The sequence below is a fragment of the Micromonospora sp. DT201 genome, assembly GCF_049841575.1.
Lineage (GTDB): Bacteria > Actinomycetota > Actinomycetes > Mycobacteriales > Micromonosporaceae > Micromonospora.
In genome coordinates, this window is sequence record NZ_JBNCKP010000016.1 from 22,170 (window position 1) to 42,431 (window position 20,262).

At 71.5% G+C, this 20,262-nt stretch carries 21 protein-coding genes; 11 read left to right on the forward strand and 10 right to left on the reverse strand.

Features of this window, described 5'->3' with window-relative positions:
• Positions 1 to 81: 81 nt before the first annotated feature.
• The gene (gene trmB / locus ACLQ28_RS23475; RefSeq protein WP_425688429.1) at positions 82 to 789 is read right to left on the reverse strand and encodes a tRNA (guanosine(46)-N7)-methyltransferase TrmB; all 708 of its coding nucleotides are present in this window, start codon (positions 787 to 789) and stop codon (positions 82 to 84) included.
• Positions 790 to 919: 130 nt separating this feature from the next.
• Between trmB and ACLQ28_RS23480 the strand changes: the two genes are divergently transcribed.
• Both ACLQ28_RS23480 and ACLQ28_RS23485 read left to right on the forward strand, forming a co-directional pair.
• Complete coding sequence (locus ACLQ28_RS23480) at positions 920 to 1,561, forward strand: hypothetical protein (RefSeq protein ID WP_425688563.1); 642 nt, start codon at positions 920 to 922, stop codon at positions 1,559 to 1,561.
• A gap of 265 nt (positions 1,562 to 1,826) precedes the next feature.
• Positions 1,827 to 2,525, forward strand: coding sequence for a class F sortase (locus ACLQ28_RS23485; protein WP_425688430.1), 699 nt, complete (start codon positions 1,827 to 1,829; stop codon positions 2,523 to 2,525).
• A gap of 166 nt (positions 2,526 to 2,691) precedes the next feature.
• Here the strand turns inward: ACLQ28_RS23485 and ACLQ28_RS23490 are convergent, their stop codons facing one another.
• From ACLQ28_RS23490 to ACLQ28_RS23505, 4 genes are all read right to left on the reverse strand, one after another.
• Entirely contained in the window at positions 2,692 to 3,567 is an 876-nt protein-coding gene (locus ACLQ28_RS23490; protein ID WP_425688431.1) for an alpha/beta fold hydrolase, read from the reverse strand.
• Between the two features lie 318 nt (positions 3,568 to 3,885).
• Positions 3,886 to 4,203, reverse strand: a complete 318-nt coding sequence (locus ACLQ28_RS23495; RefSeq protein WP_425688432.1) for an antibiotic biosynthesis monooxygenase family protein — start codon at positions 4,201 to 4,203, stop codon at positions 3,886 to 3,888.
• 28 nt (positions 4,204 to 4,231) lie between these two features.
• Complete coding sequence (locus ACLQ28_RS23500) at positions 4,232 to 5,029, reverse strand: exodeoxyribonuclease III (protein WP_425688433.1); 798 nt, start codon at positions 5,027 to 5,029, stop codon at positions 4,232 to 4,234.
• Positions 5,030 to 5,066: 37 nt separating this feature from the next.
• Entirely contained in the window at positions 5,067 to 5,987 is a 921-nt protein-coding gene (locus ACLQ28_RS23505; RefSeq protein ID WP_425688434.1) for a proteasome assembly chaperone family protein, read from the reverse strand.
• A 420-nt stretch (positions 5,988 to 6,407) separates the two neighbouring features.
• Between ACLQ28_RS23505 and ACLQ28_RS23510 the strand changes: the two genes are divergently transcribed.
• The 3 genes from ACLQ28_RS23510 (at position 6,408) to ACLQ28_RS23520 (ending at position 8,320) form a co-directional block, all read left to right on the forward strand.
• Positions 6,408 to 7,262: a peptidase M23 gene (locus ACLQ28_RS23510; RefSeq protein WP_425688435.1), complete on the forward strand. Its 855-nt coding sequence runs from the start codon at positions 6,408 to 6,410 to the stop codon at positions 7,260 to 7,262.
• Between the two features lie 106 nt (positions 7,263 to 7,368).
• Positions 7,369 to 7,515 (forward strand): hypothetical protein, encoded by a 147-nt coding sequence (locus ACLQ28_RS23515; protein WP_167457721.1) that lies wholly within the window; start codon positions 7,369 to 7,371, stop codon positions 7,513 to 7,515.
• 49 nt (positions 7,516 to 7,564) lie between these two features.
• Positions 7,565 to 8,320, forward strand: a complete 756-nt coding sequence (locus tag ACLQ28_RS23520) for an EcsC family protein (protein ID WP_425688436.1) — start codon at positions 7,565 to 7,567, stop codon at positions 8,318 to 8,320.
• Positions 8,321 to 8,338: 18 nt separating this feature from the next.
• Here ACLQ28_RS23520 and ACLQ28_RS23525 read toward each other — a convergent pair whose 3' ends face one another.
• A complete protein-coding gene (locus ACLQ28_RS23525) occupies positions 8,339 to 9,190 on the reverse strand; it encodes a GDSL-type esterase/lipase family protein (RefSeq protein WP_425688437.1) in 852 nt (283 codons plus the stop codon).
• Positions 9,191 to 9,311: 121 nt separating this feature from the next.
• Positions 9,312 to 9,893: an antibiotic biosynthesis monooxygenase gene (locus ACLQ28_RS23530; RefSeq protein ID WP_425688438.1), complete on the reverse strand. Its 582-nt coding sequence runs from the start codon at positions 9,891 to 9,893 to the stop codon at positions 9,312 to 9,314.
• 121 nt (positions 9,894 to 10,014) lie between these two features.
• On the opposite strand from ACLQ28_RS23530, the gene ACLQ28_RS23535 reads away from it, so the two are divergent.
• The 5 genes from ACLQ28_RS23535 to ACLQ28_RS23555 are packed head-to-tail and all read left to right on the forward strand — an operon-like array spanning position 10,015 to position 14,588.
• The gene (locus ACLQ28_RS23535) at positions 10,015 to 10,278 is read left to right on the forward strand and encodes a DUF6343 family protein (RefSeq protein ID WP_425688439.1); all 264 of its coding nucleotides are present in this window, start codon (positions 10,015 to 10,017) and stop codon (positions 10,276 to 10,278) included.
• A gap of 12 nt (positions 10,279 to 10,290) precedes the next feature.
• Complete coding sequence (locus tag ACLQ28_RS23540; protein ID WP_425688440.1) at positions 10,291 to 11,706, forward strand: NADP-dependent succinic semialdehyde dehydrogenase; 1,416 nt, start codon at positions 10,291 to 10,293, stop codon at positions 11,704 to 11,706.
• 52 nt (positions 11,707 to 11,758) lie between these two features.
• On the forward strand, positions 11,759 to 12,724 hold the full coding sequence (locus ACLQ28_RS23545; RefSeq protein WP_425688441.1) for a TIGR03885 family FMN-dependent LLM class oxidoreductase: 966 nt from the start codon (positions 11,759 to 11,761) through the stop codon (positions 12,722 to 12,724).
• 38 nt (positions 12,725 to 12,762) lie between these two features.
• Complete coding sequence (locus tag ACLQ28_RS23550) at positions 12,763 to 14,334, forward strand: Na+/H+ antiporter (protein WP_425688442.1); 1,572 nt, start codon at positions 12,763 to 12,765, stop codon at positions 14,332 to 14,334.
• Complete coding sequence (locus ACLQ28_RS23555) at positions 14,331 to 14,588, forward strand: UBP-type zinc finger domain-containing protein (protein WP_110562035.1); 258 nt, start codon at positions 14,331 to 14,333, stop codon at positions 14,586 to 14,588. The genes ACLQ28_RS23550 and ACLQ28_RS23555 overlap by 4 nt, the downstream gene beginning before the upstream one ends.
• Here ACLQ28_RS23555 and ACLQ28_RS23560 read toward each other — a convergent pair.
• The 3 genes from ACLQ28_RS23560 to ACLQ28_RS23570 form a co-directional block, all read right to left on the reverse strand.
• The gene (locus ACLQ28_RS23560) at positions 14,564 to 15,829 is read right to left on the reverse strand and encodes an MFS transporter (RefSeq protein ID WP_425688443.1); all 1,266 of its coding nucleotides are present in this window, start codon (positions 15,827 to 15,829) and stop codon (positions 14,564 to 14,566) included. The two genes, ACLQ28_RS23555 and ACLQ28_RS23560, sit on opposite strands and share 25 nt — an antisense overlap.
• A gap of 127 nt (positions 15,830 to 15,956) precedes the next feature.
• On the reverse strand, positions 15,957 to 16,490 hold the full coding sequence (locus ACLQ28_RS23565) for a GNAT family N-acetyltransferase (RefSeq protein ID WP_425688444.1): 534 nt from the start codon (positions 16,488 to 16,490) through the stop codon (positions 15,957 to 15,959).
• 166 nt (positions 16,491 to 16,656) lie between these two features.
• Positions 16,657 to 19,266 (reverse strand): glycoside hydrolase family 9 protein, encoded by a 2,610-nt coding sequence (locus tag ACLQ28_RS23570; protein WP_425688445.1) that lies wholly within the window; start codon positions 19,264 to 19,266, stop codon positions 16,657 to 16,659.
• Between the two features lie 262 nt (positions 19,267 to 19,528).
• Here ACLQ28_RS23570 and ACLQ28_RS23575 point away from each other — a divergent pair, with 262 nt between their 5' ends.
• A complete protein-coding gene (locus tag ACLQ28_RS23575; protein WP_425688446.1) occupies positions 19,529 to 20,254 on the forward strand; it encodes a PP2C family protein-serine/threonine phosphatase in 726 nt (241 codons plus the stop codon).
• Positions 20,255 to 20,262: the final 8 nt, after the last annotated feature.

Genomic DNA, 20,262 nt, shown 5'->3' on the forward strand with positions numbered 1-20,262 from the left:
TGGCCGGCCCGCCGGGCTGCCGTCGGGGCGTTGTGGCCGGCCCGCCGGGCTGCCGTCCGGGTGGCGTGGCCGGCCCGCGGGTCACCGTCGGCGGTAGAGTAGGTCGGCGACCGGTCGGCCGGCCGTGATCGCCCGCCGCTCGAACTTCGTCACCGGGCGGTGCGCCGGACGCGGCGCGAAGCCGCCGTACGCGTCCACCAGCCCGTGGTCCGCCTCCAGGGTCTCCCGCATCGCCTCGGCGTACTCGGCCCAGTCGGTCGCGCAGTGCAGCGTGCCGCCGGGCCGCAGCCGGGACCGAAGCAGTGCCACGTGCGCCGGCTGGATGATCCGCCGCTTGTGATGGCGGGCCTTCGGCCACGGGTCCGGGAAGTAGACGTGCACAGCGTCCAACACGTCTTCGGGCAAGCCGCTGACCAGGGACAACGCGTCGCCCCGGGCCACCCGCACATTCCGCAGGCCATGGCGGTCCACCAGGTCCAGCAGGTTGGCGATTCCCGGCGTGTGCACCTCGACCGCCAGATAATCTCGATCCGGGTCAGCGGCAGCCATCGCAGCGGTGCTGTCGCCCATGCCCGAGCCGATCTCCAACACCACCGGCGCCCGACGACCGAACAGGTCGGCCAGGTCGACGGGCACGACCGGTCCGTCCAGCACATCCAGGCCGTACGCGGGCCAGAGCCGGCTCAGCGCGTCGGTCTGCCGGTCGCTCATTCGACCCCGACGGGGGTGGAACGTGCGGATCGTCCGGCTCGCGGGCGGGACGGCGGGGTCATGGTCAGTGGCGGTCACAGCGACCCGAGACTACGCGATGCCGCCAGCGAATCGGATGTGATGTGCGACCGGAAATGAGAGGATCCAACTGGTACGGCAGGTCGGGTGCTCCGCTGCCCGACGCGGCCGCACGGCGTCGAGAGGGGGCATCGTGAGAGTGACCCGAAGCGGCGTGACCCTGTCGCTCGTGACCGTGCTCGCCGGCCCCCTGCTGGCCGCCACGCCCGCCCACGCCGTCCCCAACACGCTCGTGCCGACCGCTGCCGTGCCGACCGCTGCCGTGCTGGCCGCTGCCGTGCTGGCCGCGCCCGGGCCCCAGCCCGAGGGCCCGCCGGGCGGCCCCTCCCAGCCGGCGCCGCCGGTGGACATCTTCGTCGAGGTGAGCCCCAGCACGGTGCAGCCCGGCTATCTGGTCGGCATCCGGGCCAGTTGCCGGGACAACTCGGTGGGTGCCACCGTCGTCTCCGACGCGTTCGGTGCGGTCGGCGTCCAGCCGCAGAACGGCTTGCTCACCGCAGCGCCGATGGTGCGGGAGCGCACCCGTGCCGGCAACTACCGGGTCAAGCTGGAGTGCCGCGACGGCGAGACCGCCTCGACCATGCTCCAGGTGGTCAAGAAGGTTCCCTCTTACCCCAGTCGAGGGCCGGCCACCGGCTTCGGTGGGGGCTCCGACGGAATGACCGACACGTTGCTGCTGCCCGGCGGTGCGGCGTTGACCATCACCGGGTTGATCCTCGCCGTAATGGCCCTCCGCCGACCACGTGCCGTTCGCGGCGCTGCGCGCCGCTGAGCCGGCCATGGAGATTTTCCACCCCCCGCCGCCGCCCGGTTCCCGCCAGCCGGGCGCCTCCGGCCCGCCGGCCGGTGCGCGCCCGTCGCCAGACGCCCGATCGTCCTCCGGTGCGCGCCCGTCTCCCGGTGCGGGCCCGTCTCCTGGTGCGCGCTCGTCGCCAGACGCGCGCTCGTCTCCCGGTGCGCGCCCGTCCTCCGGTGCGCGCCCCTCACGGGACGACCGCTGGCCGGAGGACGACCGCCTACCGCGGGACGACCGCCCGTTGGTGGCCGATCGCCCGGCGGTGGCTGCTCGCCCGCCGACCGCCGTGACGCCTCGGCGTAGCCGTCCGTCCGGCCGTCCGTCCGGCCGAAGCCCCTGGTCGGTGCCGCTGGCCGTGGTGCTGGTGCTGGCCGGGGTCTTCGCGACCGGGGCGGGCCTGGGCCGCTCGGTCGGGCCGTTCGACCTGGCCCCGGTCGGTGGTGACCGACCGGCCCGCAGCGAGTCGGTCGGAATGTCGGCGAGTCGGCCGGTGCGCCTCTCGGTCCCGGCGATCAAGGTCACCGCGCCGGTGGCACCCGTCGGGCAGGCACGGGACGGCTCGATCGCCGTGCCGCCGTTGGAACGGCACAACGAGACCGGCTGGTACGACCGTGGGCCCACGCCCGGCGAGCCTGGTCCGGCGGTGATCGTCGGCCACGTCGACACCAAGACCGGCCCGTCGGTCTTCTACAACCTGGGCAAGCTGCACCCCGGCGACCTGATCGAGGTGGCCCGGGCGGACGAGTCGGTGGTGGTGTTCAAGGTCGACACCGTCGAGCACTTCCCGAAGGACCAGTTGCCCGCCGAGCGGATCTATGGCCATGACGGGCCACCGGGGTTGCGGCTGATCACCTGCGGCGGGCAGTTCATCGGCGGGCGTACCGGCTACGCCGACAACGTCATCGCCTTCGCCACCCTGCAGTCCTCCCGCAAGCCCTGATGCGAGTAAGCCCGGCCGTCGAACCCGGTTGATCCACACGGTATCGGCGATATCGCGGTATCCCGCAGCTCGGATACACCCATGTCGCCGATCTGGAGTGGATCAACCGGTGGAGTCCGCGGGTGTGGCCCGGCATCAGCTCAGGAAGTCAGGTCTGGCCCGGCCATCAGCTCAGGAAGTACAGGAGTTGCTGAAGGGTCTGCTCCGGGGCCTCTTCCGGAATGAAGTGCCCGACCGGGATCGGCTCGCCGCGTACGTCATCGGCCCACTCCCGCCAGATCGCGAGCGGGTCGCCGTAGAGCTTCGCGACCTGACCGCGTTGACTCCAGAGAAACAGCACCGGGCAGGCGATCTTCCGGTGACCTCGGTCCGCCTCGTCCTGCTGGTAGTCCAGCGTCGCCGCCGCGCGGAACTCCTCGCAGATCGCGTGGACCGTCGCGGGGTCGCTGAACTGCTTGACGTACGCGGCCCGCACCTGCGCCGGAAAGGCGTCCTTCACCTCGGGCCAGGTGTCGAGCATGAAGTCGACGAGCACCGCGGGCGCTGCATCGATGAACCGCTCGGGCACCGGTGCCGGTGCCGCCAGGAAGGACCAGACCCAGTAGGAGAGACTGAACGTCTTGTCGGCGCGGTTGTAGACGTCGCCGATGGGAACGACGTCCATGACGGCGAGCCGAGTGACAGTGTCGGGTGCGTCCAGCGCGAGACGGTACGCGCAGCGGGCCCCGCGGTCGTGGCCGACGAGGCGGAACTGCTCGTGGCCCAGACTCCGCATCACCTCGATCTGGTCGCGGGCAATGGCTCGCATGCCGTACGGCTCGTGATCCGCGGTGCTCGGCGGTTTGCCGCTGTCGCCCCAACCGCGCAGGTCGGTGGCGACGACTGTGAAGTTCTCGGCAAGTTGCGGCGCAATCTGATGCCACATGAGATGCGTCTCGGGAATGCCGTGCAGGAGCAGAACGGGAGGCCCACTCCCGCCACGGCGTCCGTGGATCGTCGCGCCGGAGGTGTCGATGTCGAATTCTTCGAACCCGTCGAACATGGTCGGACCCCCGCGACTCCTCAGACCGCCTGTGTCGACGGCTCGTCAGGGCAGCGCAACGGGTGACCAGCTACGGCTCAGGCGACTTCGACGCTATCAACGCAACGGACCGGGATGGGCCGATTCCTGCCCGGGGCCCCGGTCGAGCACCTTCAGGAGTGGGGGACGGGCAGGGCCACCTCGAACTTCAACAGGTTCGCGCCGGTGGTGACCGGTGGGCCGGGCTTGATCGTCACAATGTCGGCGATGTTGGGGTATCCCGGCCGCTGGACACCCCAACATCGCCGATGTGGAGTCGATCAAGCGCCTGCGGGCTGGTTACGGGTGGGGGACGTGCAGTGCCACCTCGAACTCCAGGAGGCTGGCACCACTGGAGACCGGCGGGCGTGGCTTCTCGCCGGGGGCGGCCGCGTGGGCGGCGCGCGACGGGCCGGCGGCCCACGCCTGGTACGCCTCCTCGCTCTCCCACTTCGTATAGACGAAGTAGCGGGTCTCGCCGGCCACCGGGCGGAGCAACTCGAAGCCGAGGAAGCCGGGGGAGTTTTCCACAGTGCTGGCTCGAGCGGCGAACCGCTTCTCCAGCTCGTCGCCGGCACCGGGCGGGACCTCGATTGCGTTGATCTTCACGACTGCCATGCCCCCACCCTAACCAGCGGCGGCCGGCTCAGAACGCCTCGACCACCGGCACCAGGTCCGCGTCGACCACGATCGGCGCGTGGTCGGAGGGGCCTTTGCCCTTGCGGGCCTCCCGGTCCACGTACGCCGACTTGACCGCCCGAGCGAACGGCGCGGACGCGTACACCAGGTCGATCCGCATGCCCTTGTTCTGGTGGAACATCCCGGCCCGGTAGTCCCAGTAGGTGAAGGGGTGTGGCCCCTTCATCGGGGTGGGCACGACGTCGCTGAGGCCCAGATCGCGCAGCGCGGCGAGGGCCGCCCGCTCGGCAGGGGTGACGTGCGTGGAGTGGGTGAAGACCGCCGGGTCCCAGACGTCGGCGTCGGTCGGGGCGACGTTGAAGTCGCCGCAGACCGCCAGCGGGAGCCCGCCGGTCAACTCCGCGTCCAACGCGTCACGCAGCGCCGCGAACCAGGCCAATTTGTACGCGTAGTGCGGGTCCTCGGGCGTTCGGCCATTGGGCACGTACACCGACCAGACCCGCACTCCGTCGCAGGTGGCGGAGATGGCACGGGCCTCCGGGTCGGGGAAGCCGGGTTCGCCGGCGAACCCGACCCGGACGTCGTCCAGCCCGACCCGGGACAGGATGGCGACCCCGTTCCACCGGCCGTCACTGTGGCTGGCCACGGTGTAACCCAGCTCGCCCACCTCGCTCACCGGGAAGGCGCCGTCCGGGCATTTCGTCTCCTGCAGGCAGACGACGTCCGGCCCGGTGTCGGCCAGCCACTCCAGCAGTCGGGGTAGGCGGGCCTTCACCGAGTTGACGTTCCAGGTCGTCAGACGCATGCCCCCAGCCTGCCGCATCCGCCCCCGGTACGCCGGGTCAGCTGCCCGGGGTGTCGCCGGGTCGGGTCTGCTCGGCGAGGAACCGCTCCAGTTCCGCGCCGAGTTCGTCGGCCGTGGGCAGTGGCCCGGCATCCGGCGCGAGCAGGCTCTTCTCGCCCCGACCTCGGGCGAACGCGTCGTACTGCTCCTCCAGTGCCTGGACCAGGGCGGCGGCGTCCTCGGTCTGGGCGACCTGGCGGTCGATCTCCACCCGGACCACCTCGGCGGCCGAGCGCAGCCCGTCGCCGGGAAGCAGTAGCCCGGTGCTGCGCGACACCGAGGTGAGCAGCACCTCGGCGGCGGCCGGGTACTCGGTCTGCGCCACGTAGTGCGGCACGTGGGCGGCGAAGCCCAATGCGTCGCGGCCCTGCTCGCCGAGGCGGAACTCCAGCAGGTGACCGACGCTGCCGGGCACCTGGACGCGTTGCAGCCATGGCTCGTACCCGGCGATCAGCTCGGGGCGGGTCGCGTGCGCGGTCACCCCGGTCGGCCGGGTGTGCGGCACCGCCATCGGGATCGAGTTGAGCCCCACGGTGAGCCGGACGTCCAGGCGGGCGGCCAGCCCGGCGACGGCGGCCACGAAACGCTCCCACTGCAGGTCCGGCTCGGGGCCGGTGAGTAGGAGGAACGGGGTTTCGTCGTCGTCCTGCAGCAGGTGCAACTCCAGCTTGGGCGCGTCGACGCTCTCCCAGTGGTCCTCGACGAATGTCATCACCGGTCGTCGCGACCGGTAGTCGAAGAGCTGGTCGATGTCGAAGGTGGCGATCGGCCGCCCCTCCAGCGAGGTGAGCAGCTGCTCGCGCGCCAGCCGGCTGGCGTTGCCGGCGTCCACGAACCCGGTGAGGGCCTGGATCAGAACCGGTTGCCCGAGGTCGGGCAGATCGTCGGTGAGCTGGTAGAGCTCGTGTGGGTCGAGCACCGGTGCGGACCTCCCTGAAATGTGCCTGCAGGGTGCCGACGCGACGGAGGGCACCCGTTCGGGCAACGTACCCGCCATCCTGGCGCATTCCTGCGCCGGGCGATCCGTCGCCTGGGGGATGGGCGCGACCGGACTAATCACCTGATTACGCCGCCAGGTCGGTCCTGATGGCCGATCGGCCGAGGGCTCGTTCGGCCCAAAGGCCGAGTTTGTCGATCATGTCAGGTCTGGAGGTCCGATGTCCCGGCCTGTCGTCCGCCGTGTCCGCCTGCGTGCGACGCCAGCTTCATCCGGTACGCGAGGTACGTTCCCCGGGCGCGTCGACCCGTCCGGGTCGTCCACCAGGACGGGCCCGATCTGTGGTGAGTACCACGTGATCACCGTGCGTGATCGGAGTTTCCACCTGCCTAGCCTCGGTTGATGCGTGACGACGGCACCCTCGACGACCCGTACGCCCCGAGCGGCCCCACCGCCGATTTGGAGGATGGCACCTCAACCGAACGGACAACCGCCGCGAGCCGGCTCCGGGCGTACGTCCGGGACCTGACCGGTCGACGCCGGGCGCAGGTGGCACTGGCCACCGGTGTGGTCTGTTGCCTCGGCCTGACCGCCGTCGCGCAGGTCTGCGACGAGAAGCCGGGCGCGGCGACCCGAGGCGCCTCGCTCGCGAGTTCGGAGCTGGCGCAGCGCGCCGAGCAGCAGAGCGCCGCCTCCCGTGGTCTCGATCGCGCTGCTGCCCCGACGGCCACCCCGTCCGCCACGGCGACCCCCAGTGACCCGGACACCACGGCACCGGCCCGCAAGGTCGCCCCGGCCCGCCCGACCCACCCGGCGCCCGTCGCCGGGCTGGACAAGGATCAGATGAAGAACGCCGAGGCGATCGTCCGCGCCGGCCGCAAGATGGGGGTGCCCCGCCGGGGTCTGGTGATCGCGGTCGCCACCGCCATGCAGGAGAGCAACCTCTACAACGTGGCCAGCGGCGTGCTGCCCGAGTCGCAGGACTACCCGCACCAGGGCGTCGGCTGGGACAGCGACTCGGTCGGGTTGTTCCAGCAGCGTTCCAGCAGCGGCTGGGGCCCAGTGGGTCAGTTGATGGACCCGGAGTTCGCCACCCGACAGTTCCTCACCGCGCTGGAGCAGGTGCCCGGCTGGGAGCAGATGCGGCTCACCGACGCTGCTCAGGCGGTGCAGGTCTCCGCGTTCCCCGAGTACTACCAGCAGCACGAGGGGCGGGCCACCCGGGTCGTCGACGCCATCGTGCCGGCAGGGCGGTAACCTTCCGCCCACTATGGACGGTCAAGGTTGAGGCTGTCGCATCCCGGGTACATGTGTTGCGGGTTCGGGGTACACATGACAGAGGGATCATCGACAGGAGGACGCCATGTCACTGATGCAACGGATCACCACGTTCCTGAGATCGCCGAAGGGGCAGCAGTTGGTCGAGCGAGGTCGTCGGGAGATGGCCAAGCCCGGCAACCAGCAGAAGCTCAAGGGGCTGGCGGCCCGGCTGTCCAACCGCCGCCGCTGAAAAGCTTCATCGGCCGCCCTGTCCACCGCTTCCACCCTGGGGAGACCCGGTGACCGACACTCCACCCGTCGGCGGCCAGCCCGCCACCCCCACCCCCCAGCCGCCCGTCAACCTGCCAGCCGGGTCGGCGGACGCCCCCGAGGGTCCGCCGGCCCGTCTCTGGGACCGGATGCGCGACGACCCGCAGTACGCCCCGGAGCACCTCGCGCTGGAGGCGGTGCGCCGACTCGGGCCGGAAGCCGTGCAATGGGCCGGCCGGGCCCGAGCAGAGCAGCCCGGGGTGTCGGCCGACGTCCTGGCCGACCAGGCGGCCCGCAAGTTCGTCAACCTGGCCCGTCTGTCCGGCGCGGTCTCCGGAGTGGCCGGACTGCCCGGCGCCGTGATCGACGTCGGCGTGCTGGCCTGGACCCAGGCACGGATGGTGCTGCACATCGCCGCCGCGTACGACGTCGACCCGCTGCACAGCGACCGGGCCACCGACCTGCTTGTCCTTCAGCGCGTGCACAAGGTCGCCGAGAGCGCCAGGTTGGCGCTCGGCGTGGCCGCCGGCCGGGAACGCGCCGACGCGCTCTTCGGCCTGGGCGGCCAGCGCCCGCTCGGTCGGGTAATGCTGCAACTCGGCGTCCGGCTGGCACAGATGGCCGGCGTCCGGGCCGCCAAGCGGATCGTCGCCAAGATTGTCCCCGGCGCGGCCATCGTGCTCGGCACCTGGGCCAATTCATCGGCGACGAAGGACCTGGCGCAGCGTTCCCGGGCGCTCTACCGCTCGCGGGGCACCGCCGTTCCGGAGCCGCGCCACCGCTGACGGCCGCCTCCGAAATGGTCAGTTGGCCAGGCCGGAGGCGCGCCAGGTCACCTCGGCGATCCGGCCCTGGCCGGTGGCGTTGGGGTGGAACCAGTCCAGCGGGTTGAGCAGGTCCAGGGTGAACCGGACCTTGTGTACCGCGCCCCCGTCGTGGCGGCAGCGTGAGCCGTACGCCCGGCAGGCGGCCACCAACTCGGCGTTGTACGCGTCGATCCGGTCCCGGACGGCGGCTCGGCGGGCCCGGTCGGCGGGCGCTGTCGAGGTCGGCTCGGCCAGTAGGGCCGGGCAGATGCCCCGTCGCCACGCGCGTCCCACCCGTGGGTCGTCGTGCCCGACCTCCCAGAGCCGGTACAGGTCGGGGATGCTCACCACCAGCACCCGGGCCTTCGGCCGGCCGGTCCGCAGCACCCGTAGGCCCCGGTCGACGTCGGCCCGGAACTGCTTCACCGGCGTCATCGCGTCGACTCCGCCCCGGCAGACGTCGTTGGCGCCGATCAGCACCGTGACGTAGTCGGGGCGGTCGCGTACCGCTGCCTTGGCCTGCCCCTCCAACGCGTCCGCGCGGGCGCCGGCGCGGGCGTGGTTGTACGTCCGGTCGCGGATCGCCGAATTCTGCTCGAGCAGCCGCTGGTAGTGGCTCTCCACCCGCAGGCCGTCCCCGGTCGACCAGGAGTTGCGCTCGCAGGAGGTGAGCAGCAGGCAGGAGGCGAAGCCGGTGCTGATCGAGTCGCCGAGCGCGGCGATGCCGCCCGGCCCGCTCGACGGCGGGCTGCTCTTGGTGGGGCGGGGTTTCGCGGAGGTGCCGCCCTCACAGGCCAGCGCGACGAGCGCCGCGAGACAGGCCAGGGCGGTAACCCACCGTCGAGGCATGACATCCCCCGTTCCGCAGCACAGAGCGACAGCGCGGTAACTCTATGCGTAGGACCTGGTTTACCGGGAAGTTGCTGTCGGGTATGCGGCAGAGTGTCGGTGGCAGTGTCGGCAGGATGCTTTAATGCCGCCACGGTGCCGGCTGGCCGTGCAGCCACCAGTGCAGCGCCCGGGTGATCCGGGGCAGCACCAGGTAGGTCATCAGCGGGGTCAGGCAGAGCGTCATCAGCAGCACCCGTGCCGCCAACGGCACAGCGGCGAGGAAATGACTGGTCAGTAGGGTGGCGCTGAGGCTCAGCGGAAAGAACGCCAGCCAGATCGTCACCGCCTGCTTCCACCTCGGCGGCGACGCGGGCGCAATCGGCTCCACCGAGTGCTCCAGCGGCGGGTCGAACCAGCCCTCGATCCCGGTACGCCGCTCGACCCGGGTGTGCTCGACGATGCCTTGCGCCGAGCTGAGCCACCAGTGCCGCTGCGGCGACTCCTCCCAACGGCGCAGCGTCTCGGCGTCGGCGAAGCGGTACAGCATGTGCCACTCCGGCGAGCCGGGACCGCTCTGCACCCACCCGGCGCCGAGGAACCCGGGGAACGCCTCGGCCAGCGCGGTGCCGGCCCGCATCCAGGCCACCATCTCGCTGGCCCGGCCCGGATCGACACGGCGGGCGATGGCGACGGTCACCGGCACGGCGAGGGTCATTGACATAGGCCCATCCTGCGGTCGGCGGGCCTTCGGCGCGAACGGATGTGCCGGAGCACACCGCTGCGCCTCGGTGTCGGGCGCCCGGTGCCGGTTAACCGCGCTGATCGGGGGTAGGTCGAGGGGTATGACGAGATCGCAGCCCCGGCGTGCCCGTGGCACGGTCGGCCACGCGAACAGCGCGCTGAACCTCCGGCTCACCCTCGCCGGCTTCGGGTTGGTGATCATGGTGATCTTCGCGGTGCTGGCGTTCTGGGCCGGCATCGCCTGGCTCGGCGTACTCTGCGCGATCTTCGCCGTGGTCGCCGTGGTCGACCTGGTCGTGATCCAGCGCCGCCGCGCCGCCCGGCACCGCGAGGAGCCGGGCGTACGACACTCGTTGTTCGAGTGACAGGAGGACGAGATGCCCCACATCGCCACCACCAACCCCGCCACCGGACAGGTGCTCAAGACCTATGAGGCGATGTCCACCGAGCAACTCGACGGTGCCATCGAGCGCACCGACCTCGCGTACCGGCAGCTGCGGGAAACCACCGTCGACCAGCGCGCCCGGTGGATGAACGCGGCGGCCGACCTGCTCGACGCCGAGCGGGACGAGATCGCCCGGATCATGACCACGGAGATGGGCAAGACGTACGTCGCCGCGCAGGCCGAGGTGACCAAGTGCGCCACAGCCGCCCGCTTCTACGCCGAAAAGGCCAAGGCGTTCCTCGCCGACGAGCCGGCCGACGCGGCCGCCGTGCAGGCGATCCGGGCGTTCATCCGCTACCAGCCGATCGGTGTCGTGCTCGCGGTGATGCCCTGGAACTTCCCGCTCTGGCAGGTGATGCGCTTCGCCGCACCGGCGCTGATGGCCGGCAACACCGGGCTGCTCAAGCACGCCTCGAACGTGCCGCAGACCGCGCTGCTGCTGGAGGACGTGTTTCGCCGGGCCGGCTTCCCCGAGGGGGCCTTCACCACCGTGCTGGTCGGCTCGGAGGCCGTCGAGCAGATCCTCAGCGACCCTCGCGTGCGCGCCGCCACGCTCACCGGCAGCGAGCCCGCCGGCCGGTCCATCGCGCAGATCGCCGGGCGGGAGTTGAAGAAGACGGTCCTCGAACTCGGCGGCAGCGACCCCTTCGTGGTGATGCCCTCGGCCGACGTCGACCGGGCCGCCGAGGTGGCCACCACCGCCCGCTGTCAGAACAACGGCCAGTCCTGCATCGCCGCGAAACGGTTCATCGTGCACACCGACGTCTTCGACGCCTTCGCCGAGAAGTTCGCCGCGAACATGGCCGCGCTGCGGGTCGGTGACCCGATGGACCCGAACACCGACGTCGGGCCCCTGGCCAGTGAGCGTGGGCGCGACGAGGTGCACGCCCAGGTCCGAGACGCGGCGGACAACGGCGCGACAGTGCTCTGCGGAGGCGAACGGCCAACCGGCGACGGGTGGTTCTACCCGCCGACAGTCGTCACCGACCTCACCCCACAGATGCGGATGTGGACCGAGGAGGTCTTCGGCCCGGTCGCCGGACTGTTCCGGGTGTCCTCGTACGAGGAGGCGATCGAGGTCGCCAACGGCACCAGTTTCGGTCTCGGCTCGAACGCCTGGACGCGGGACCCGGCCGAGCAGGAGCGTTTCGCCACCGATCTGGACGCGGGCAACGTCTTCATCAACGGGATGACCACGTCCTATCCGGAGTTGCCGTTCGGCGGTGTGAAGAACTCCGGTTACGGGCGGGAGTTGTCGGCGCTGGGCATGCGGGAGTTCTGCAACACCAAGACGGTCTGGGTGGGTGAGGGCGCCGCCTCGGCCGGCGCGGGCGCGCACGCCGAGTAGTTCGGGGCGCGGCACGCATCACTCGGTGCCGTCGTGGGTAGGAAGTGCGCCCATGACGTCGTTCGGGTTCCACGCCTCCCATGAGCAGATCGGTCCGCGCGCCCTGTTGGAGGCGGTGAAACACGCCGAGCGGGCCGGCTTCGACGCCGCCATGTGCTCCGACCACTTCTCCCCGTGGAGCGCCCGGCAGGGCGAGTCCGGCTTCGCCTGGTCGTGGCTGGGCGCGGCCCTACAGGCCACCGGTATGCCGTTCGGCGTGGTCAACGCGCCCGGCCAGCGGTACCATCCGGCGATCATCGCGCAGGCGATCGGCACCCTCGGGGCGATGTACCCGGGCCGGTTCTGGGCGGCACTGGGCACCGGCGAGGCCAGCAACGAGCACATCACCGGCGACCCTTGGCCACGTAAGGACGTACGCTCCGCCCGGCTGCGGGAGTGCGTCGACGTGATCCGGGCGCTGCTGGCCGGCGAGGAGGTCAGCCACGACGGCCTGGTCCGGGTGGACCGGGCCCGGCTGTGGACCCGCCCCGAGGAGCCGCCCGCGCTGGTCGGCGCCGCCGTCAGCGTGGCCACCGCCCGCTGGTGCGCCGAGTGGGCGGACGGCCTGATCACCGTGAACGCCCCCGTGGCGCACCTGCGCGAGATGATCGACGCGTACCGGGATGCCGGCGGGCGCGGGCCGCTGCACCTGCAGGTGCACGTCTCCTGGGCGCCGGAGCAGGCGCAGGCCGAGGCTCTCGCGTACGACCAGTGGCGCAGCAACGTCTTCGTCCCGCCGGTCTGCTGGGACCTGGAGACCGTCGAGCACTTCGACGTGGTCTCCGCCGACGTGCCGGCGCAGCGGGTCGCCGAGGTGGTGAACGTCTCGGCGGACCTGGGCCGGCACATCGGTTGGCTGGAGGAGTACGTGGAGCTCGGCTTCGACCAGATCGCCCTGCACCACGTCGGGCAGGAGCAGCGCGGCTTCATCGACACGTTCGGTGCCGAGGTGCTGCCGAAGCTGCGCCCGACCGGCTGATCGAGGTTCGTATCGGTGGACCCCTAGGCTCGTACCCCATGGAGAGCCTGTTCCCGGTCGTCGTGTTCCTGGCGATCGCCACCTTCGGCGCCGCGCTGGCCCGCCGGCTCGGCCTGCTCGCGCCGATCGTGCTGGTCGTCCTCGGGCTGGCGCTCTCCTTCGTGCCGGGCGTTCCGCACGTCGAGCTCGACCCGGAGTTGGTGCTGGTCGGCATCCTGCCGCCGCTGCTCTACGTCGCCGCGCTGGAGACCTCGGTGCCGGCGTTCAAGAACAACATCCGGCCGATCCTGCTGCTCGCGGTTGGCCTGGTGCTGTTCACGGCGTTCGTGGTCGGGTTCGTGCTGCACCTGTTGTTGCCACAGGTCCCGTTCGCGATCTGCCTGGCCCTCGGCGCGGTGGTCGCCCCGCCGGACGCGGTGGCCGCCACCGCGGTCGCGCGCCGGGTCGGGCTGCCCCGCCGGGTGGTCACCATCCTGGAGGGCGAGAGCCTGGTCAACGACGCCACCGCGCTGGTGCTGCTGCGGGTCGCCACCATGGCCACCGCCGGCTTGGCCGTCGGTGCCGCCAACGTCACCATCGAGGTGCTGCGGGCCACCGGTGGTGGCATCCTGATCGGCGCGCTCGGCGCGCTGGTCTTCGGCTTCCTGCACCGGCGGATCACCGACCCGCTGCTGGACAACGCGTTGTCGTTGATCATCCCGTTCGCGGTCGTGTTCGCCGCCGAGGCGGTGCACTCCTCCGGTGTGGTCGCGGTGGTCGTCACCGGTCTGGTGCTGGGCCACAAACTGCCGCAGCTGCTGTCGGCAGCGTCCCGCCTGCAGATCGGCGCGTTCTGGCGGCTGGTCCGCTTCCTGCTGGAGGGGTTGGTCTTCCTGCTGGTCGGGCTTCAACTGCGGGAGGTGTTGCGCGACCTCGACGAGCCGGCCGGCTCGCTCATCCTGATCACCTTCGCGGTGCTCGCCACCGTCTTCCTGACCCGGTTCGTCTGGCTCTTCCCGGCCACCTACCTGGCCCGGCTGGTTCCCCAGGTCCGCCGCCGCGACGACCGGCCGTCACCGAAGTACCCGATCATCATCGGCTGGGCCGGCATGCGGGGCGTGGTGACTCTGGCCGCGGCGCTGGCCCTGCCGCTGACCCTGGCCGACGACGAGCCGTACCCCCGGGCCCTGTTCGTCTGGCTGGCCTTCGCGGTGATCGTGGTCACCCTGGTCGGTCAGGGTGCCACGCTGCCGTTTGTCGCCCGCCGGTTGAAGCTGCCCCAGGACGACCCGGTGCAGGACGCGTTGTCGGCGGCCGGGGTGCAGCAACAGGCCAGCCGGGCCGCCCAGGAGCGCCTCGACAAGCTGGCCGACAGCGCCCCGGAGGCGGTGGTGGACCGGCTGCGCCGGGCCCTGGAGGATCGCAACAACCTGGCCTGGGAGCGGCTCGGTGGCACCGAGCGGGAGACGCCGTCGCAGGCGTACGGTCGGCTACGACAGGAGATGATCGACGCCGAGCGGGACGTCTTCCGGGCTGCCCGGGACTCCGGTCGGATCCCCGAGGAGGTGTTGGTGCAGGCCTATCGTGACCTGGACCTAGAGGAGTCGTTGCTGCGGGAGGTCGAGAAGTGAGCTGTCAGCACCTGACCGAGGCTGGCGCGGTCGAGCCGCGCACCACGGAGGAATGCCCCGACTGCGTCGCCATCGGCAACCCCGACTGGGTGCACCTGCGAGGCTGCCTGAGCTGCGGGCACGTCGGTTGCTGCGACTCGTCGCCGTACCAGCACGCGACGAAGCACTTCGAGTCCACCGGCCATCCGGTGATCCGTTCGGTGCAGCCGGGCGAGACCTGGCGGTGGTGTTACGTCGACGAGGAGATCGGCTGACCGCTGGTCTGGCGCAGTTCGGCACGGCTGGCCAGGGCACGTCGGGTGAGCGGTGGCACGGCCAGACCGGTGACCGCGAGTAGGCCGGCCAGGATCAGCCAGCCGATCGCGCCGCCGTCGAGGATCAGCCAGGTCAGCAGCGCGGGCCCTGCCGCGCGGGCCAGCCCGGCGAGCAGCCCGTCCACCCCCTGGTAGGCGCCGATGGCGTCCGGGGCGGCGAGGTCGTAGGCCAGTGCCGCCCCGGCCCCGGCGTGCCACAGGTCGCCGACGGTGTAGATCACGGTCGCCACCAGAAGCAATCCGATCGCCGCCGGGGTGGGCACCGCGCTGGTCGCGGCCCAGAGCAGCATCCCGGCCGCCAGCACCAGTCCGGCCCGGCGCATCGTCGCCGCCGCCGGCAGCGCGTGCCGGGCACCCCGGCTCAGGCGTACCGCGAGCAGCACGGTGAGCAATGTGTTGACCAGGAGCACGGCGGACACCGTCACCGGTGGCGCGTCGGTGCGGGCCACCACCCACAGCGGGAGCACCAGCGTCAGCGCCACCCAGTGCAGGGACAGGACCGCCGAGGCCCCGGCGACCGCGAGGAACGGCCCGTCGCGCAACGCCTGGCCCGGCCTCTGCCGCACGGTTCGCCGAACTGGCGGATACGCCGGCAGCCGCATGATCAGCGCCGCCGAGACCAGATAGGTCGCGACGTTGCCGAGCACCAGCAACCGGTACGCCCACCCGGTGTCCGCCACCAGCGCGAACCCGGCCAGCCCCGCACCGACCGCCACGCCCAGGTTGGCCACCGCGCGCAGGGTGGCGAACGCGTGCACCCGGCCCTGCGGGCCGCCGACCGCCGCGACCAGCGCGGCCCGGACCGCCAGGTTTCCGGAGACCAGCAGCGCGTCCAGGGTGGCCACCAACAGGAACACCGGGAACGAGCCGACCAACAGGTACGCCGCGGCGACGACCGCCTGCGCCACCTGGAGGACCGCCCGCACCGCGCGTGGATCGCGCCGGTCGGCGAGCCCGCCGAGCGGCACGCTGGCAGTGAGCCCCACCAGGCCGGCGATGGTCAGCCCCAGCCCCACCTCGGTCGGGCTCAGCCCGACGACGCGGGTGAGGTAGAGCGCGACACCGGTCACCCACAGCCCGGTGCCGACCGTGTTGGCGAGCGTGGCCAGCGACAACGTGCGCAGCAGGCCGGGCGGCGGCAGCGGCGACAACCAACCGCGAAACCTCGCCTCGGTACGCACACCTCGACCCTAATTTCGAGGCGGGCGTACCGGTGCCCCGTGCTGTGCGTCGCCCGTCACAGACGGTGCCCGTCGACTCACCGCCGAGCGCTCAGCGGAGCCGGCGGATCTAGCGGGGCCGGCGGATTCAGCGGAGCCGGCGGATGAGGAGCTGTCCGGGCCACGGGTCACGGCCCGGGCGCGTGACGGTGAACGATTCGGTGGCGGTGAAGCCGCAGCTCTCGTAGAAGCGGACCAGCGCCCGATCGTCGCCGCCGTAGCAGTCCACCCGCAGCAGCCCCAGCCCGCGTGCACGCGCCAACTCCGCGGCGTGCTCCAGGAGTCGGGCCCCGATCCCCAGGCCAGCATGCGCGCGGTCGGTCACCAGCAGCCGCACGAAGAGCTCCGGCTCGGTGGCCGGGGGAACGTCGTCGGTGGCAGCGCCGACCACCAGCGCGCCGACCGGGCTGTCGCCGAGCATCGCCAGGTGCAGGCCGCCGCCAGTTGCGTAGGCGTTGGCCTGAGCGATCCGGCGCGGGTCCGTCGACGCCGGGTCGGAGCCCCACTGGCCGGTCCGGCCGCGTGCCGTCAGCCAGGCGATGGCGTGGTCGAGCAGCCCCAGCACGGCGCCCGCGTCGTCAGGCCCACCGGGGCGGATCGTGCTCGTCAACTTGTCGGTCATGCCGGTCATAGTGCTACCCGCAACATGATCGACTCCATGTCGCCGACATGGGGGTATCCCGCCTGGCGGATACCGCCATGTCGCCGAAACTGTGTGGATCACCGCCCGCCACCCGACCGCCAACCGCTGGTGGCCGCCCAGGGTGAGCGGCCACCAGCCGTACCGGTCAGGTCAGCGAGCAGGCTCCGCCGTTGACGGTTACCAGCCCCGGATTGGGGTTGGCACCGCCGGCGGTCGTCGCGTTGAATCCGAACGTCACCGTGCCGCCGGGTGCGATCTTGGCGTTGTACGACTCGTTGCGCGCGGTCACCGTCGCACCGGACTGGGTGACCTTCGCCAGCCACGCCTCGCGGACCCGCTGGTCTCCGGTGAACGCGAAGCGCACGCTCCAGCCGTTGACGGCCGTGGCACCGGTGTTGCGGATGGTCAGTTGCGCGGTGAACCCGGTGCCACCCTGCCAGGTGCCGTAGTTGCTGTAGCCCACCGAGCAGGTGGTGGCCGGCACCGCGCCGGCGTCACCCTGGTCGGCCAGGAACGAGGAGATCCAGGCCAACGCCGAGTTCCAGTTGATCGCCACCTCGTTTGTCGAGTACGAGTTGATGTCGTCGACGTAGCAGAACTGTGGCGCGCAGCCGGTGAGTAGTTGCGCCACGAACGGGTCCTGGAGGGCCGCGTTCGGGCCACCGGCGAGGGAGCCGGCGGGCGGTCGGGGCAGGTTCGGGTCGAGCTGGTGGCCGAAGATCCGACTGTGCTGGTTCTGCGCGGCGTGCTCGCCCCACCCGGTGACGTAGGAGATGTTCAGGGCGTTGCGACCGAGGATGTAGTCCATCGCCTGTACGGCGCCGTCGCGGTACGTGGCGTTGCGGGTCAGGTCGAAGGCGGTGGCCAGCACGACGGCGTTGTTGATGACGTTGCTGTTGCCGCCCCAGAAGTAGCTGTCGGCGTCCCCGGGCATGGGCAGCCCGTACGCCTGCCGGCGCAGCTCGGCGAGGTACGCGTCGGCGGCCGTGGTGACCGAGGCGCGAACCCGGGTCAGGTCGGCGGCGGGCAGCCCGTTCGGCACGGTGGCCAGGTCGAGGCGGCCCAGCGCGGCGACGCTCTGCCAGCCGAAGCCCCGTGCGTCGAACACGTTGCCGGTGTGGTGCGGTGAGGCGGTCAGGTCGGTCAGGTAGTTCTGCGCACCGGTGGTCAGGTACAGCTCGGCCGCCGCCCAGTAGAACTCGTCGGTGACATTGCTGTCGTCGTACGCGCCGCCGCCGGTGCCGTCGGTCGGGCTGGCGTAAACCGCTGGGTGGGCCTTGGCCGCGGCGTAGGCCGTCTTCGCTGCGGTGGCACAGCGGCCCGCGAAGGCCGCGTCGTAGGGGGCGTAGAGCCGCGCGCACTGGGCGGCGGTGGCGGCCAGGTTGAGGGTGGCCGCGGTCGACGGCGGGTGCAGCTCGCGGGGCTGCGGGTCGTCCTGCGGGGCGAGCGGCAGCCCGGTCCAGTTCTGGTCGTGGATCTTGTGGTGGACCATGCCGGCCAGTGGCTTGCCGGCCGGCACCTGCATGCGGAGCAGGAACTCCAGCTCCCAACGGGCTTCGTCGAGGATGTCGGGCACACCGTTGTCGCGTTCGGGCACCCGCAGAGTGCCGTCGCCCAGTTCGGCGCCGCCGGCCGCGGTGGCCGCCGTCTTGGTCCGCTCGAAGGTGTTCAGCAGTTGGTAGGTGGCGATGCCACCGTTGACGACGTACTTACCGTGATCGCCGGCGTCGTACCAGCCGCCGCGCACGTCCAATGAGTAGTCGCAGACGCCCGGCTGGCAGGGCACGGTGGTGTCGCCCTGGTTGGGTGCCACGCCGAGGTGGCCGGCTGGGCGCGCGTATTCGTCGCCGATGAGGTCGCCGTCGATGGCGATGCCGCTGCGCTGGGCGTAGAAGAACTGCAGCGAGTCGGAGCGCAGTTGGTCGTAGAGGGTGCCGGAGATGTTGAACGGGTGGCTGGTCTCGCCGTCGACGGTGAGCGTCAGTCCGCTGCCCGGGGTGCGGTAGCTGGTGAAGTCGACAGTGTGCACGGTCTGCCCGGAGGCGGCGTCGACGCCGCGTGCGGTGGTGGTGCCACTGGCCACGACGGCACCGCCGGCTGAGCGCAGCTGCCAGGGCAGCGCCGCGGTGGCGTCGGTGACGACTGTGGCGTTCTTCGGGCCGCTGGGCAGGTAGCCGACCTGGTTGACGCGCACCCGCGGCCCGGTGTCCGGCTCGTACGGCTCGGGTGGCTCACCGCCGCGCAGCGAGACGTCGTCCAGGCAGATGGTCTGCGTCTCGGCAGCGCCGCCGACCTGGAAGATCAGTTGGGCGGCGGGGTTGTCGTCCGGGACGACGAAGGTCTGTTCGACCCGCTGGGCGGTGCCGGTCGCGGTGGCGTCCACGGCCGCGTACGTGGTGTAGGGGGCACTGCCGAGTTGCAGCACGGCCTTGACCGCGGCGCCCGGGGTGGCGGACACGGCGAAGCCGAGGGTGTATTCGGCCCCGGCGATCAGCGGCACGCCGTCCTGGCCGATGCCGGCGTCCCACGGGTTGGCCAACCCGCCTGCGACGGTGGTGCAGAGCCGGCCGTCGGTGACCGCGAGCGGGCCGGTGCCGAAGGAGAACCAGGGGCTCACTCCGGCGCTGAAGTCGCCGTTGTCGATCTGCTCGGGGGCGTCCGGTGGTGGGTCGGCGTGGGCCGCGCCGGCGCCCGCGCCGGTGAGGGCCAGGGTGGTCGCCGCGGCCAGCAGGAGGCGGCGTCGGGATGGCGTCACGGGGAGTCCTTCCGGGACGGGAAGTGGGACGGCGGTGGTGCCCGATACCTGGGAGCGCTCCCAGGTGACGGCTCGATGTTTCCAGCGTCGGATCGCCATGTCAATTGATCTGGCTGGATGGGTTCTGGCTTCCGACGAGGGCGGCCAGCCCCTCAAGTGGGCACGGACGCGTCGGCGCGGGGACGTGAGATTGGCCGCGCCACGCGCCGTCGTCCTGATCTCCTAGAGACAACTGCGCCCTTCGCCTGGCAGGCTGCCTCCCATGACCCTGAAGCTGCGTTCCGTGGGAACGAGCGACCGTGGGCTGATCCGCAGCGGAAACCAGGACGCCCTGCACGCCGGCAGTTGGCTCGTCGCCGTCGCCGACGGCATGGGCGGGATGGCCGCCGGCGACCTGGCCAGCGCCCTCACCATCGACGCGGTCGCCCCGCTGGATGTGGAGACCCCCGAGGACGCCCTGGTGGCCGCACTCGAAGGTGGCATCGCGCTGGCCACCTCCCGGATCCGGCAGGCGGTCGCTGAGGATCCCGAGCGCCAGGGCATGGGCACCACGCTGACCGCCCTGCTCTTCGCCCGTACCGGCAGCTGCCTGGCCCTCGCGCATATCGGCGACTCCCGGGCCTACCTCTTCCGCGAGGGCGTGCTCAAGCAGGTCACCCGGGATGACACGTTCGTCCAGATGCTTGTGGACCAGGGCGTCATCACCGCGGACCAGGCCAGCAGTCACCCGCGCCGAGCGGTCGTCACCCAGGCGCTGCAGGGCGACGAGGTCACTCCGTCGTACGCGACGATGGTGCCGCGGGCCGGCGACCGGTGGCTGCTGTGCAGCGACGGCCTCTCCAACGTCGTGCGCCCGGACACCCTCACCGAGGTGCTCACCGACTACCCGGATCGGGCCGCCTGCACGCGCAAGCTGATAGATCTGGCACTGCACGCCGGCGCACCGGACAACGTCACAGTGGTGGTGGCCGACGTCCTGGAGGAGTAAGCCGGCGC

Coding starts and splice junctions, on each gene's coding strand:
- ACLQ28_RS23490 (WP_425688431.1), bottom strand. CDS start 3,567: ATGTTCGACGGGTTCGAAGAATTCGACATCGACACCTCCGGCGCGACG.
- ACLQ28_RS23495 (WP_425688432.1), bottom strand. CDS start 4,203: ATGGCAGTCGTGAAGATCAACGCAATCGAGGTCCCGCCCGGTGCCGGC.
- ACLQ28_RS23500 (WP_425688433.1), bottom strand. CDS start 5,029: ATGCGTCTGACGACCTGGAACGTCAACTCGGTGAAGGCCCGCCTACCC.
- ACLQ28_RS23510 (WP_425688435.1), top strand. CDS start 6,408: ATGCGTGACGACGGCACCCTCGACGACCCGTACGCCCCGAGCGGCCCC.
- ACLQ28_RS23515 (WP_167457721.1), top strand. CDS start 7,369: ATGTCACTGATGCAACGGATCACCACGTTCCTGAGATCGCCGAAGGGG.
- ACLQ28_RS23525 (WP_425688437.1), bottom strand. CDS start 9,190: ATGCCTCGACGGTGGGTTACCGCCCTGGCCTGTCTCGCGGCGCTCGTC.
- ACLQ28_RS23530 (WP_425688438.1), bottom strand. CDS start 9,893: ATGTCAATGACCCTCGCCGTGCCGGTGACCGTCGCCATCGCCCGCCGT.
- ACLQ28_RS23535 (WP_425688439.1), top strand. CDS start 10,015: ATGACGAGATCGCAGCCCCGGCGTGCCCGTGGCACGGTCGGCCACGCG.
- ACLQ28_RS23540 (WP_425688440.1), top strand. CDS start 10,291: ATGCCCCACATCGCCACCACCAACCCCGCCACCGGACAGGTGCTCAAG.
- ACLQ28_RS23545 (WP_425688441.1), top strand. CDS start 11,759: ATGACGTCGTTCGGGTTCCACGCCTCCCATGAGCAGATCGGTCCGCGC.
- ACLQ28_RS23550 (WP_425688442.1), top strand. CDS start 12,763: ATGGAGAGCCTGTTCCCGGTCGTCGTGTTCCTGGCGATCGCCACCTTC.
- ACLQ28_RS23565 (WP_425688444.1), bottom strand. CDS start 16,490: ATGACCGACAAGTTGACGAGCACGATCCGCCCCGGTGGGCCTGACGAC.
- ACLQ28_RS23575 (WP_425688446.1), top strand. CDS start 19,529: ATGACCCTGAAGCTGCGTTCCGTGGGAACGAGCGACCGTGGGCTGATC.